This is a genomic window from Neptunicella marina (genome assembly GCF_014270035.1).
In the GTDB taxonomy this organism is placed as follows: Bacteria; Pseudomonadota; Gammaproteobacteria; order Enterobacterales; family Alteromonadaceae; genus Neptunicella; species Neptunicella marina.
This window is the reverse complement of sequence record NZ_JACNEP010000007.1, coordinates 133,743-147,426: the sequence shown is the minus strand read 5'-3', so window position 1 is coordinate 147,426 and position 13,684 is coordinate 133,743. Positions and strand designations below refer to the sequence as shown.

Genomic DNA, 13,684 nt, shown 5'->3' with positions numbered 1-13,684 from the left:
TTGGGTCGCAGAATTTGATGCAACATATGTCTGAATTAAGCAAAACTGTAAGTAAGTGTAAGGCACTCTTGTTGCTTTATAAACCATGCAATAGTATGCCGGAAAATTTATACAGGAAATGAATGAAATGGATGTTTCTTCCTCCCATTTTGAGTCAAATCAAAAGGTTAGTTTTTATAAAACAGCCAGCGTTATTTTTATACTCGCTTCAGCAGTACAGTTACTGAGTTTATTAGCCAGCCAAAATACAGCCCCGGTACCACTGAACCAGTTAGTCATTCAGAGCCTTGTTTTTGTCACTATTGTCAATTTGCCAGCGACCCTTGCTGGGCTATATCTGGGACGTAAAATCGGCCTGGGTGCACCTGATGTCGAAACCATTATTGCCAGGCCGGGTGCGTTATTTCGCCAAATAACACCCAATCTGATTTGGGCCATCAAGCTGGGTCTTGTGCTTGGCCTTATGGTGTTGCTTATTCGTTATGTTAATCAGTCAAATATGCCCGCCAATATGCCTGCTTATGGATTTCGCGGTTTTTGGGGCGGTACCATTGTTTCTCTCGGTGCTACGGCCGAAGAAGTCTGGTTCCGACTTGGTCTAATGACAGTAATGTGTTTTGGTGTGTTAAAAGTATCGGGTAAAACCCAATTGACACCGCAAATAGTGTGGGGTGTGATAATTGTCAGCGGTATGTTTTTCGGCGCTGCACATATTCCACATTTGATGTCTTATTCCGCTGCGACACCGTTTACTATCGTTGGAACTGTGCTTGGTAATACCTTTGTTAGTATGGGATATGGATATGCTTACTGGAAACGCGGATTGCTGGCAGCCATGTTTCTGCACTTTTTTGCTGATATTACCATCCATGCTTTACCGGCATTATTTTAATAAAAACGCTGGCTGATATTTTAAATACATCACTATTAAATTTATGCCGGGTGTAATTAGCGTTCAATTACAATGCCCGGCGTATTGAGTGCATCCATCTTCAAACCTTGTGTTTCATTTTAGCTTTTTATACAGAGCGTGATGATACACAGCTTGTGTCCAGTTACTTTTAACCACATTCAATTAAACCTGTCATTCAGCGTATTTTACGGTGAATTTACGTAAATCGGGTTGCTTTATATTGTTGTGATAGTATAACATTTCTCAAGTAATGATATAGTATAACAAAAAATGAGGTTCTCCATGTTTAAGCTCTCGTCGATTGCAATAGTTGTAGCGACTGTTTTTCCTGCTACTGCTTTTGCGCAATCGCTGGAAGGTCAGGTTGTTAATTCAAAAGGCCAAATTGTTGCAGGCGCAACAGTATCGATAAAAGGCACAAGTGTCGAAACAACAACCGATAGCAAAGGGCATTTTGTATTAAATGAACTAAGCCAAGGCGCAGCTGAAATTCACGTTTCAGCCAAAGGATATGCGCACAAGAGTTTTGACGCCGTCGTACCCGCTAGTGGCAGTCAAGATGTGACTCTCACGCTTAAATCCACACCTATCGAAGTGGTTGATGTTACTGCTAGTCCATTTCATGCATCTACCATTGAATCCGCTATTCCAGTGAATGTATTGGGTGGCGATGAATTACGTATGCAACAGGCATCCACGTTAGGTGATAGCCTTGAAAACTTAGTAGGTGTACAAACCAGTTTTTATGCCGGTGTCGCGAGTACGCCTATTATCCGCGGTTTAAGTGGTCCAAGAGTATTAATTACTCAAAATGGTTTAGATGTGGGTGACGCATCGCGTGTGGGGCCAGATCACTCCGTTGCTTCAGAAGCGTCAACTGCTGAACAAATTGAAGTATTACGTGGTCCTGCAACCTTGTTTTATGGCAGTGGTGCCATTGGTGGTGTGGTTAATGTTGTTGATCAGCGCGTGCCAACCGATACAGAGACGCGTGGCGAATGGTTGCTTCAGCACCAAAGCGTTAATAATCAGGATTTAGCTTCGGTTAATTTAAACACTGGCTCTGGCGATGTTGCATTCCATGTAGATGGTTTCTGGCGTCAGTCTGATGATTATAAAGTACCCGGTAGCGCTGAAATTGAAGACCATGATCACGAAGAAGAGCACGATCATGAAGATGAAAATCATGTGGCTAACAGTGGTGAAGATTCTAGCGGTTATACCTTAGGTGCCAGTTATTTGCTGGATAACGGCTATGTGGGTTTTTCTGTTGGTAGATTAGATCGTGAATACGGCATTCCTGGTCATCATCATGGTGGGGAAGAAGAGCACGAAGATGAAGATCATGAGGAAGAACACGAAGAAGAGGCGGTTTTTGCCGACCTTGAACAAAACCGTTATCAGTTACTTAGCGAATTAAACTTTAAAAATAGTTTTATTCGTAGCATCAATACCCGCGCTGCTTATACAGATTATCAGCACGCTGAAATCGAAGACGGTGCGCCTTCCACCATTTTTAAAAATAAAAGCTCTGAATTGCGTGTCGATTTATCGCATCAAGCTGTTGCCGGCTGGACCGGTGGTTTGAGTGTACACTATAAAAATAGTGACTTTGAAGCGCAGGGCGAAGAAGCCTTTACACCTCCTTCAGAAACGAAAACCCTGGCCATGGCGTTGATGGAAGAACAACACTTTGGCGACGTGTTAGTGCAATTAGGTGCGCGTGTTGAACGTGTTGAACTTGAATCTAATGCGGTGAGTTTACCTGAGTTGGAGCTGCATAATGCCGATGAAGATCATGATGAAGAAGAGCACGAGGAACATGAAGATCACGACCACGAACATGCCGATTTGTTTGGTTATAGTAAAAGCTTTAACCCAGTTAGCTTATCTGCAGGTTTAGTGTGGGATTTTGCACCGGGTTATAACTTAGGTGTGTCTTTATCCCGTTCTCAACGTGCGCCTTCATCTTCAGAGGTACTATCCTTTGGCCCGCACATTGGTGCAGGTACATATGAAGTGGGAGCCTTGTTTGAGTTGCATAACGAAGGTGAAGAATCACACTTAGATTTGGCCGATCATGATCTTGAACTTGAAACCGCCAACAATATCGATTTGACCTTGCGTAAAACCGAAGGTGACTTTGGTTTTATCCTAAACGCGTTTTATAACCGTGTAGACAATTATTATTATCAGTCACCAACCGGTTTTGTTGCCGAGTTTGAACATGAGCATGAAGAGGAAGGTGTCGAAGAAGAGCATGAAGAGCACGAACATGAACACGCAGATTTGCCTGTTTATGTGTTCCATTCTGAAGATGCTATTTTACATGGTTTTGAGGCGCAATTTATCTGGCAGGCAACTGATTCTGTTAAAACTACGTTGTTCTCCGACTATGTGCGTGCACGTTTAGTGGATGGTGGTGATTTACCACGCACACCACCACTGCGTTTTGGTACTAAAATCGCGTACGAAGGTCAGAACATCAGCGCTAACCTAAATGTAACGCGCTATCAAAAACAGGACAAAGTTGAGACTTTAGAAACCGCAACGGATGGTTACATCATGCTGGATGCGACGATTTCTTATCACTTACCTATTGATGCACAGGAAATCGTGTTTTATCTCAAAGGACAAAACCTGACTAACACAGAAGCGCGGGTGCATACCTCGTTTCTTAAGGATATTGCGCCACGTCCGGGGCGCAGTATCGCTGCAGGAGTACGTGGGTACTTTTAATGCACTGCAGCGAAGCAGTTTATGGACAAACTGTATGGATACTTGTTTAAGTGTCTGTTGTTTTTAGCCGCCCAGTGGGCGGCTTTTTTGTGTTTATTTAGCCATGGTTTTCAGACGGTATAAGAGTAGGGCGGCGCGTTTAGTTTGATTGGGCAAGCTGACCATATTGCCTGTTTCGTTAACCGTATGACCTGCGGTTCCGCTCATGCCGAGTCCATCCAGTGCCATAGATACATATTGTGCCGTAAACGACACATCAGCTGCGCCGGCATTTAGCGGGTTGACCGCTTCTACTTGCCCCTGACCCAGATCCTGACTCACGTTACTGTAAATGCTCAGTAGTTGTTGGTTACCATCTGTTGCGCCCATGGGCGGATAACCCTCGCCAATCTCAATGACGCTCTGTGTTTGTGGCAGGTTGTCTGCCACTATTTTGCGCATTTTATCTTTTACACGTTCTAACTGCTCAAGCGATGCGGCACGAATATCTCCGGTAACAATCGCACTCTGCGCCACCACATTGTTTTTGCCAAAAGTATCGCCACTATTGTTCATTTTATTATGGTGGACCGTGGTGCCACCCATAATTCTGCCCGGGTTAAAGGTAAGTAACGGTTCGCTGCGCAGTTGCTGGTAAAACTGGTTTAAAATACGTGATGCTTCATAAATAGCACCTGCTCCAACCTTGTCCTTAAATATTTGTGACGAGTGTGAGGCGTGGCCCGATATGGTTAGTGTCCAGTCGACCGATCCACGCCGGGAAACATTTGCTGTTCGCGGGTTGCCATCACCATTTTCAAAGCCCAGGGCTATATCGGCCCATTTGGCGGCGTCGACCAGCGCCTGTTTAGATTTGGCTAATGGTCTTCCATTTAATTCCTCATCACCTGTCATCACCACACGAATATTAAGACCCTGCAATTCATTGGCCTGATGCAGCGCCTTTAGCGCTTGTAAAATGATGACATCACCGCCTTTCATATCTGCAATACCAGGACCCTTAGCCATGTTATTGTCCAGCATTTCAAAATGCTGAAACGGACTGTCTGCCTCAAATACGGTGTCCAGGTGCCCGATCATTAATATTTGGGGGCCTTTTCCGCTTTTATATTCAGCAATCAGGTGTCCTGCACGGTTAAATGCACTGCCATCTTCAAAGTGAGCATTAAACCCCAACGCCTCAAATTCCGGTATCAAACGGTCAGCAACTTTTTTTACGCCGCTGAAATTCATGGTGCCACTGTTAATATTCACGATGTCTTTTAGCAGCGTGACCGCCTCTGGGTTATTGTGGTCAACCTGATTTATCAGGCCTTTTTCGACAGAAGATAATTGTGCCAGTGCTGAATTTGAAAGCAGACCCGCGATGAGCAACAGAGATAGTTTATACATGGATAGTGATTCTTTATTAATGCCAACAAGCCGTTACTATTGCAAATTTACATCAGGATCTCATCCAAAAGATCAATACGCCCTAATCAAAATGTGATTTCACAATTAACTCAACAAATTGAATTATCTGTAAAATCACCCTGTTTGAGGTAGGCTGAAATACCCAATAAGTGAAAGGACTACTGCTGATGAATTGGAGATATTTCCTGTTAGTGGCCGTTTTTAGCAGGATGACGCTGGGAGCGACTGATGTGCAGGCTGGTTCGCCATCATTAAACGTACAACAGCATAAATTCGGACAGCTTGATGACGGTCATCCGGTATGGGCATTTCAGTTGTCCAACAGGATGGGCACACAGGTTACTGTTCTGACTTATGGTGGCATAGTGCAAAAAATTCAGCTACCAGCTAAAAATGGCAACATGACCGATATCGTACTGGGGTACGATACTGTCGAAAAATATGTGGCGGATAACAGTTATCTTGGTGCCATTGTGGGGCGTTTTGCCAATCGCATCGCCAATGCGAGTTTTCGATTGGATGGGCATAAATATATACTGGATCAAAATGGTGGCCAGCATAATTTGCACAGCGGCAGTGCCGGGGTAAACAAAAAGCTATGGCAGGCTTCAAGCTGGCAAAATGATACAGAAGTAGGCGTGACGCTAAAGGTGACAAGCCCTGACGGCGATGGGGGATTTCCGGGTAATCTTGATATTACCGCCACATACAGTCTGAACAATGATAATCGTCTGTTGCTTGATATCCGCGCTAATACTGACAAAAAGACCCCTGTATCACTGACCAGTCATAGTTATTTTAATTTGCGCGGTGAAGGCAGTGTACTAAACCATGCTGTACAAGTACTGGCCGAACACTTCACGCCCGTTACCCCCAGTTTAATTCCAACAGGAGAATTACGACCTGTCGCGGGCACTCCATTTGATTTTCGGCTGTCAAAAAAGCTGATACATGACATTGATAAAAAGAATCAGCAGTTACTGTATGCTCACGGCTATGATCACAACTGGGTTATTAATACAAACGATAAACAAACATTGAATAAAGCGGTGGAAATAAAAAGTGAGGTTACTGGAATTGCAATGAGTGTATTCACTGATTTACCCGGAGTCCAACTTTATACCGGTAATTTTATAGCCAGGGATTTTAGCGGTAAAAATAATCGGCAGTTTGGTCCAAGAGGAGCAATTTGTATCGAACCTCAGTATTTTCCTGATTCACCTAATCAACACTCCTTTCCATCAGCAATACTAAGACCAGAGCAGCAGTATCATAAAAAAATCGCCTGGAAGTTCAGTATTGTCAGGTAAAAGGCGGGGGAGCATTTCTGCTTCCCCATGCCTTATTGCGCTAACTTGTCAGATGTTAAAAACACCTTTGTGGCATACAAGTTCATTTGCTTTGGTTGTTGGGCTGATTATTTGGATATTGTCGTAGTCAAGTCCGCCAGCACTCTGTTTAAATTGTTTTTCAAATTCACTGGCTGCTTCTGAAATTTTACTCCCCATCGATTCCAGCGCGTCAAAATCTTTTTTATGAGCACTGACAAGCTGCTCAATTTGTTTGGCATAATGAGTTTGTTGCTGTAATAACGTTTTATTAATGTGAAGCTCAGTGTCGTTTTCAATTACTGCGTCCCCACTTATGTTCTTAATTTTGTCTGACAAGGTGTCAAGCTGAGGTTGAAGCTTACTGATTGGTTTTTGCAACCTGTCCATTTGATCAGCGTAATCTTCCAGCTTTAAATAACTGTCAACTTGTGCCTGAGTCATCGGTTTTTCGCTGAGAGTCTGACAATCTTTTAAATACCTCACCTTATACAGGTCGATTGCGGTGGGCGTGCTGTTATTAGCGGTGGCAACCGAGGCAGCCAGAGCCGTGGTGATAATGAGTGCTGGGAATACAAATAACTTTTTCATGATAACGTCCTTAAAATCGGTGTTATCAGATAAGTCGAGTTCTTTGACTAAAAAGTTTAAATGCGATGAAAAAAACTAAAAAGTTTGTCCGATGTAACGATAACTAATAGATTTTTATAGGATTTATTTTTTGTGAAAATAAGTGCAAAAAATAGTTTACTTGAAGGACCGGGTTAAATGCTGAACGTTGCTACTGATTGCCATACATCTGACATAAAATATGCGCAAACTACCTGCTTGCGGGTAGTTTTTTCGTTTATTCATCATTAATCCCCCTGTTGAAATAAGAAGTACTCGGGATGAAAAATATCTCCATTAAACAAAAAATTGCTTTCAGTCTGATCCTGTCGGTACTGATTACGGCAGCGATGATCGTCAGCCTTAATTTGTATCGTTCCACATCAAGTCTGAAAGAACGTGTAATGGGAAAGGAGTTACCCAATGTTGTGCAACGTGTGGCCATTGCGGTTGATCGCGAGATTAATCAAATGCAGACCATTGCACGACAAATTGCGACGGACCCTTTAATCCTGGACTGGAATGCCAAAGGGCAAAATAAGCAGGGAGAAATCCTGCTGATTAAAAAACTGGCGGAAATTGCTAACCGATACCATTTAAGTGCTACTTCATTTGCTGATCGCCAAACCGGTAACTACTGGAATCAGGATGGATTTCTGCGGCAGTTACAAGACGATGAACGTGATGGATGGTTTTACACCTATACCAGAAGTGGTAAAGCTGATTTAGTCAGTACTTATCATTATGAGAATACAGGTAAAACAGACTTGTTTGTTAACTTTCAACAAGTTAATGGACGTGGATTGTCGGGTATCGCTAAATCATTTGATAGCGTGATCGATATGATGGATCGCTTCAAGCTGGAACAAAGTGGATTTGTATTTCTGGTGGATGACAGTGGGCTGGTCGAAGTGCATAAAAATACGGCTCTTATGGGAAAGAAATCATTAGCCGATGTGTTTGGTCATGACGTGCAGCGCAAGTTACTGGCTGATAACCAGTTTAATGTCACTACTGTCGAAAGTGATGGCAGAAAATGGATACTGGCCAGCAGCATAGTGCCAAGTACCGGTTGGTATGTGATGGCTCAGGTTCCTTATGATGAGGTTTTCTCTTCCATTGATACCATGATGTGGGACAGCCTGCTTGGTACTTTGGTTGTGGTTATTATAACGGGCTTAGCAGGATGGGTGCTGGCAGGACGATTAACCCGTCCCTTGCATCAGCAGGCTCGTATGTTTAAGCAGTTGGGGCAGGGCGATGCTGATTTAAGTTACCGTTTGCCTGAGCAGGGAGAGCGTGAAATTCTGGCCATGGTGCATGGTTATAATGAATTTGCGGCAAAACTGCAGCAGGTCTTCGATAATATTGCTGCAGGCAGTCAACAGGTCAACTATCTGGTAAACAGCCTTCAGTCATCAGCTCAAAATACCATGCACAGCTCACAGCAAGCCGATCAGAGTATTGCACAAATGTCCGCGGCAATGTCACAGATCAACGTGGCTGTCGGTGAAATTGCCCAAAATGCTGATAATGCGACGCAAACCGCTACTGAAGTCGACAAGAGCCGGAATCAGGTAAGTGATGTGGTGAGTAAGTCACGTCAGGATATCGAAATGCTTGGCAGCAAAATTGATGATGTTGCTAATGTCATTGAAACTCTGACTGAGAACACTGAAACCATCGAAAAAGTGCTGGAAGTGATTCAATCTATTTCTGATCAAACAAATTTACTGGCGTTAAACGCGGCAATAGAAGCTGCTCGCGCTGGTGAGCAGGGGCGAGGCTTTTCTGTGGTCGCCGATGAAGTGAGAAGTCTGGCGCAAAAGACGGCAGATTCTACACTGGAAATTCAGCAAATTATGGATCAGTTGCAACATACAACTAAATCAGTGGGTAAGGAAATTACCACTATCGTGAATGCGTCTAAACAGACATCTGAATCCATTCATCAGGCGGAGGCCATTTTAGCTGAAAACCGCCAACGTTCAGCCGTTATTATGGACATGAATCGCCAGATCGCGGTGGCAACCGAGCAACAGGCTTATAGCATTCAGGATATTAACAGCAGTATGCAAAGTGTTGGACAACATTCATCGGAAAATATGAGCAATGTAGAAAGGATAAATGCGGATACACAGCAGCTTACCGAACTGGTGAGAACAGTTGACAGCGAGTTGGCTAAGTTCAGGAAATAAATTGATTTTGAAAAGCGACCATCGGGTCGCTTTTTTTATCGGTGAAATTTAGGGTGTGTTTATCTTTGATGTATGAATTTTGTTCAGGTTCAAAGCCCTTTGAGCACGGCGCCGGTTTGCAGGCCTGGTACCCCAACATGCAAAATAACCGGTCCGATTGAATAATGTGTAAAGTTGAGCTGAAAAATTCTCTATATAAAAACTGTGAATGGCCGATAAGGGACAACAGCAACTTGAAGCAGACACAAGTTACTGGAATATAACAATATTAAATATAGCAGTGACGCAAAACAGTTCTGGCTTCAATCAATCAGCTTCAATTGGATTACGATGCTAATGAGTTCTTACTGTGCGTTACGTTGATATTAGATTGTTGATTGTTAAATCGTCATAACAATTACTTTCTACATACCGAGGTAAGTATGTTTCCATTCTCTACGATTAATGAATTAAAAGAAGACGTTGCACAATTGCGCAGTCAGTTGGCAGATGAACAACGCAAAAATCAGCAGTTAATGGATGAAAATCAAGCTTTAAGCGCTGAAATAGAGGCAATTACGCCACAGCAGCAATCAGGTTTTCATCAGGAAGTGTTGGATTGTGCACTTAATGGATTTATGCAAATTGATGCTATTCGTGAATCTGTATTTGCGTCTTTTTCCTGTATCGAGAAAGAAAGTCATGCTATCGATGCAATCAACAAATTATTTGATGATTCAGCTAACGCATTAAGTTCGATTGTAAAAGGAACCGATGAGCTGAGCAGTAATATGGGAGGTATGACACAAAATATCTCCGGTCTGTCCAAAATGGCGGATGATATCAACGCCTTTGTAACAACTATTTCCAGTATTTCGGATCAGACTAATTTGCTGGCATTAAATGCGGCGATTGAAGCTGCACGTGCCGGCGATGCGGGGCGTGGATTTAGCGTGGTTGCCGATGAGGTTCGTGTCTTAGCTAACAATACCAGTAAGTCAGCCAATCAGGTATCGGAACTGGTAAAAGAAATTATCAGTACCACAGGTCAAACTGTGGACTCAGCAGGGCATATTCAATCAACTAATGAAGGCTTATCACAAGGCATAGGAAGCCTTAAAGATGATTATGAATTGATAGTTGCACACTGCGATAATATGAAAAAAACGATTTCATCTTCGTCTCGTGAGACATTTGTGCAAACGGTGAAGTTGGATCATGTTGTTTTTAAAGGTGAAGTGTATGCCTACATGTTAGGTAAGAATACACGTCGTATTGAAGAGTTGGCCGATCATAATGCCTGTCGACTTGGGCAGTGGTGTCGGGCCGAAGGGGCTGACCGATATGGACATACTTCAAGTTTTAAACAGCTTGAAAATCCTCATGCAAGGGTTCATTCCATGGGGGCTGAAGCAACCCGTGAATTTAAAAATGGCAATCTTGACAAAGTAATGCAGTGCCTGCAGCAAATGGAGTCAGCAAGTGAAGAAGTGATGACATTGCTGGGGCGGTTATTAAATGAATAAAAAAATCCCCGCTTTGGCGGGGATTTTTTTGGCTAGTTTAAATTCATATTTTGAATGGTTTCATGGGCTATTTCTGGTGAACTGACAACCGGCTTTTTATGCAGGTCATCTTTTAACTGGCCTTTACGATGCTTTAGCGCGGTATCAAATTTTTTCGCTGCTTTACTAATGGCTGGATACATCACTGTATCAGTGCCTTTAGTCGCAATTTTTACCCCTTCATAATTAGTAATCAGCTCGACCAGAAATTCGCCATGTTCTTTGGCAATAATGGCATCTACAGAAATTAAACCTGGGAAATGTCCTGCTATTTTACTGAGTTTTTCATCGACATGCTCTCTAACGGCATCACTGATATCAACATGGTGACCTGAAAGATTAATTTTCATAGGGGTTCCTTAGTCATTGTTATGACGTGTTTTGTTGCTCTTCATTTATAGAGCTTGGGATATTTAGTCCAAATTACAAGCCCATTAGTTGCAAAATATTTTATAAAAGTGGAGTGCACCTGAAAGGGATTAACCGCCTAATCGTTGTTTAAGTTGGTGATATCGTGTACGACCTACAGGTAATCTGGTGCCACAATGCAATTCAAGTTGGCACTGGCTGGCAGAACTGCCGCTGATATTACTAATAGAGGAAATAGCCACCACATAAGATCGATGAATACGGATGTAATCGGGTGGTAACAGGGTTAACAGCCTGTCGAGATTTTTATCGTGCAATATGTGCTGCCCGTTCTTACATATTATTTCACTGTAATGACCTGCCGCTTTAATGTAGTTGATGTCGGCCACCCGTAATAACTCCATTTTCCCAATATGGCGATAACACAGGTACTCACAACCAACCTGTTGTATGCGCGACTGAACCCGTTGCAATGCGGTGGCAATCCTGTCAGCACTGAAAGGTTTTGCAATAAAATCCACGACTCCCAGTTCAAATGCTTCAATGGCTCTGTCTGTATTGGCAGATACTACTATGGTGTGAAAACTTTTACTGAGTTGTTGTTTTAAGAGCTCAAAGCCATCTTGCCCCTGTAAATTCAGATCGAGAAACAATAAATCAACAGCATGGCTGGCCAGATAATCATTGGCATCGTCCAGCCGGGTGAAATGCACCAGATTTAGCTTTTGCATTGGCAACGCCAGTTGAATAAATCGCATCAACCGTTTAGCTACCATATATTCATCTTCAACTACTATCAGATTCATCGTTAACCTTAGGTTTTATGTAACGTTGCTGGCAGACTAATGGTGACGAACCAGTGTTCAGAGTCCAGTGTGACCTTCATCTGCCAATTGTCGGAAAAGCTTTCATTCAGGCGTGCCCTGATATATTTGTTGCCGGTTCCTGAGCCTGATCGTTTTTTCCCTGAATGGGTTACCGGCGCCACAAAACAGAGCTCGGTGTGTTTTCTAGTCGCGCTTTGCAACAAAGAAAACTGATATTGGCCCGGGGGGTATTGATTATGCGAAATAGCGTTTTCCAGCAGGGTTAATATGATACCAGGTGGAAGTTGCAGTGAAGGGTTAACCTGATCGGTAACAAAATCATAGTGTGTGTTGGCGCGATAGCGCATTAAGGTTAAATAGGTTTGACACAACTCCAGTTCCTGTCCTGCTGGTACAAGTGGTTTGTCGGCAATACTGGCCAGACAGCGAAATTCATCCGCCAGAGTCTGAATAAATTGAATGGCTATTGCAGGGCTCTCTTCTATCCACTCTTCAATGGCTGTCAGGGTATTCATAATAAAATGTGGTTGCAGATGCTTCTTGACTAATTCAAGTTGTAAACGGCTGGCGGTTAACTGACTTTGATGAAGTTGTGTCTGTTTTTCTTTAAGTGTTTGATTTAACCAGTAAAGAATCAACGCGATTAATATGGCAAAACAAACAAAGAAATTTTGATCCATATACGACAGACGATTAAAAGTAACCGGCGAAATAAACAGCAATAAACCGATTAACATCACTAACGCTTGTTTATGCTGGTGCCACATAGCGTGCAGACAGATCAGCATGGAAACGGTAATACCCGATACGAATACATACAGACTGCGGGTATCATATCCGTCCATCATGACCAGTATCGCAAGCTGTATTGCGGTGCAAAACAATGGCCAGGCCAGTCGCCAGCGACGGGAACAATGAAAGAAATAACAAAAGAACAGGCATAGTAATGTCGATACCGCACAGGAAAGCGCCAGAACAATTTGCATACGCAATATATGCCAATCGTAGGTGTAACCCCACAGCCCGCGCCATGATTCGGCTATTATCAGCATTAATATGGTGAAAGACAGTATGCCAAATACCAGCCAGGCGGGTTCTTTAAGCGACGTAAAATAAAGCATCCAGCAATAGATAGAGATCAACAGCAAAGCACCTGTCATCATCAGTGCCGGCATGACCCGTTGGTATTGCATTGCGATTAAGAAATCATAATCACTGATGAGAGCCCATAATCCTGCTTCTTTTAAGTGGGCGGGGAAATAAAAGCTGCTGATATTCAGATTTAATACGTGATGACCGGGAGTCAGCTGCTTAGGAGCAAGTAACAGCACCTTATCAATTTTTCCGGGCTGTTCTTCCTCAATGTTATTGCCGGGGTGGCCATTACTGCCGAGTTTTTCCCCGTCCCAGAACGCATCATATGCGCCCAGAGCGGATATATATAACCCCTGAGTTGAGCTTGGTGTTTGTTCAATTTTAAAGGTCATCTGTAGCCACAACGGACTATCAAGACGAGGTAATCCACTGGCTGGATGCCGTTGCCAGTTTTGTAAATCCTGTGTCGGCAACAACAGAGGCTGCCCGGAGTCAGCGGTGTACAGATAGTCAGATGCAGTTATTACTGGAGCCGAGCTAATGTTTTGCCACGGCGATAGCCACCAGCCAATCCACAAAAACAATAGCAGTACACTGAATATAATGGTCTTCACTGCAATTTCCTTTTTTAAATATGGTACCAGTAATC

The 13,684-nt window shown here is 43.2% G+C and carries 10 protein-coding genes; 5 read left to right on the top strand and 5 right to left on the bottom strand.

Annotated features, from left to right (window positions below; genetic code table 11):
• Positions 1-127: 127 nt before the first annotated feature.
• Both H8B19_RS10665 and H8B19_RS10660 read left to right on the top strand, forming a co-directional pair.
• Positions 128-892 carry a CPBP family intramembrane glutamic endopeptidase gene (locus tag H8B19_RS10665; protein WP_186506871.1) on the top strand — a complete coding sequence of 255 codons (765 nt, stop codon included), beginning with the start codon at positions 128-130 and terminating at the stop codon, positions 890-892.
• A 303-nt stretch (positions 893-1,195) separates the two neighbouring features.
• Positions 1,196-3,652: a TonB-dependent receptor gene (locus H8B19_RS10660; RefSeq protein ID WP_186506870.1), complete on the top strand. Its 2,457-nt coding sequence runs from the start codon at positions 1,196-1,198 to the stop codon at positions 3,650-3,652.
• 93 nt (positions 3,653-3,745) lie between these two features.
• Here H8B19_RS10660 and H8B19_RS10655 read toward each other — a convergent pair whose 3' ends face one another.
• The gene (locus tag H8B19_RS10655) at positions 3,746-5,044 is read right to left on the bottom strand and encodes a M20/M25/M40 family metallo-hydrolase (protein WP_186506869.1); all 1,299 of its coding nucleotides are present in this window, start codon (positions 5,042-5,044) and stop codon (positions 3,746-3,748) included.
• Between the two features lie 188 nt (positions 5,045-5,232).
• On the opposite strand from H8B19_RS10655, the gene H8B19_RS10650 reads away from it, so the two are divergent.
• The gene (locus H8B19_RS10650) at positions 5,233-6,375 is read left to right on the top strand and encodes an aldose epimerase family protein (protein WP_186506868.1); all 1,143 of its coding nucleotides are present in this window, start codon (positions 5,233-5,235) and stop codon (positions 6,373-6,375) included.
• A 48-nt stretch (positions 6,376-6,423) separates the two neighbouring features.
• Here H8B19_RS10650 and H8B19_RS10645 read toward each other — a convergent pair whose 3' ends face one another.
• Entirely contained in the window at positions 6,424-6,984 is a 561-nt protein-coding gene (locus H8B19_RS10645) for a hypothetical protein (protein ID WP_186506867.1), read from the bottom strand.
• A gap of 299 nt (positions 6,985-7,283) precedes the next feature.
• Here H8B19_RS10645 and H8B19_RS10640 point away from each other — a divergent pair, with 299 nt between their 5' ends.
• Together H8B19_RS10640 and H8B19_RS19155 are read left to right on the top strand one after the other, a co-directional pair.
• Positions 7,284-9,200: a methyl-accepting chemotaxis protein gene (locus H8B19_RS10640; RefSeq protein WP_186506866.1), complete on the top strand. Its 1,917-nt coding sequence runs from the start codon at positions 7,284-7,286 to the stop codon at positions 9,198-9,200.
• A 422-nt stretch (positions 9,201-9,622) separates the two neighbouring features.
• The gene (locus H8B19_RS19155) at positions 9,623-10,705 is read left to right on the top strand and encodes a methyl-accepting chemotaxis protein (RefSeq protein ID WP_186506865.1); all 1,083 of its coding nucleotides are present in this window, start codon (positions 9,623-9,625) and stop codon (positions 10,703-10,705) included.
• A gap of 32 nt (positions 10,706-10,737) precedes the next feature.
• On the opposite strand, the gene hpf is transcribed toward H8B19_RS19155, so the two are convergent.
• The 3 genes from hpf to H8B19_RS19235 all read right to left on the bottom strand — a co-directional run bounded on the left by hpf (position 10,738) and on the right by H8B19_RS19235 (position 13,649).
• Positions 10,738-11,094, bottom strand: a complete 357-nt coding sequence (gene hpf, locus H8B19_RS10630; RefSeq protein WP_186506864.1) for a ribosome hibernation-promoting factor, HPF/YfiA family — start codon at positions 11,092-11,094, stop codon at positions 10,738-10,740.
• A gap of 129 nt (positions 11,095-11,223) precedes the next feature.
• A complete protein-coding gene (locus tag H8B19_RS10625; RefSeq protein WP_186506863.1) occupies positions 11,224-11,919 on the bottom strand; it encodes a LytR/AlgR family response regulator transcription factor in 696 nt (231 codons plus the stop codon).
• Between the two features lie 8 nt (positions 11,920-11,927).
• Positions 11,928-13,649, bottom strand: coding sequence for a histidine kinase (locus H8B19_RS19235; protein WP_186506862.1), 1,722 nt, complete (start codon positions 13,647-13,649; stop codon positions 11,928-11,930).
• Positions 13,650-13,684: the final 35 nt, after the last annotated feature.

What these genes read in the sequence shown, in the direction of transcription:
- H8B19_RS10665 (WP_186506871.1), top strand. Translation starts at nt 128, where the DNA reads ATGGATGTTTCTTCCTCCCATTTTGAGTCAAATCAAAAGGTTAGTTTT.
- H8B19_RS10660 (WP_186506870.1), top strand. Translation starts at nt 1,196, where the DNA reads ATGTTTAAGCTCTCGTCGATTGCAATAGTTGTAGCGACTGTTTTTCCT.
- H8B19_RS10655 (WP_186506869.1), bottom strand. Translation starts at nt 5,044, where the DNA reads ATGTATAAACTATCTCTGTTGCTCATCGCGGGTCTGCTTTCAAATTCA.
- H8B19_RS10650 (WP_186506868.1), top strand. Translation starts at nt 5,233, where the DNA reads ATGAATTGGAGATATTTCCTGTTAGTGGCCGTTTTTAGCAGGATGACG.
- H8B19_RS10645 (WP_186506867.1), bottom strand. Translation starts at nt 6,984, where the DNA reads ATGAAAAAGTTATTTGTATTCCCAGCACTCATTATCACCACGGCTCTG.
- H8B19_RS10640 (WP_186506866.1), top strand. Translation starts at nt 7,284, where the DNA reads ATGAAAAATATCTCCATTAAACAAAAAATTGCTTTCAGTCTGATCCTG.
- H8B19_RS19155 (WP_186506865.1), top strand. Translation starts at nt 9,623, where the DNA reads ATGTTTCCATTCTCTACGATTAATGAATTAAAAGAAGACGTTGCACAA.
- hpf (WP_186506864.1), bottom strand. Translation starts at nt 11,094, where the DNA reads ATGAAAATTAATCTTTCAGGTCACCATGTTGATATCAGTGATGCCGTT.
- H8B19_RS10625 (WP_186506863.1), bottom strand. Translation starts at nt 11,919, where the DNA reads ATGAATCTGATAGTAGTTGAAGATGAATATATGGTAGCTAAACGGTTG.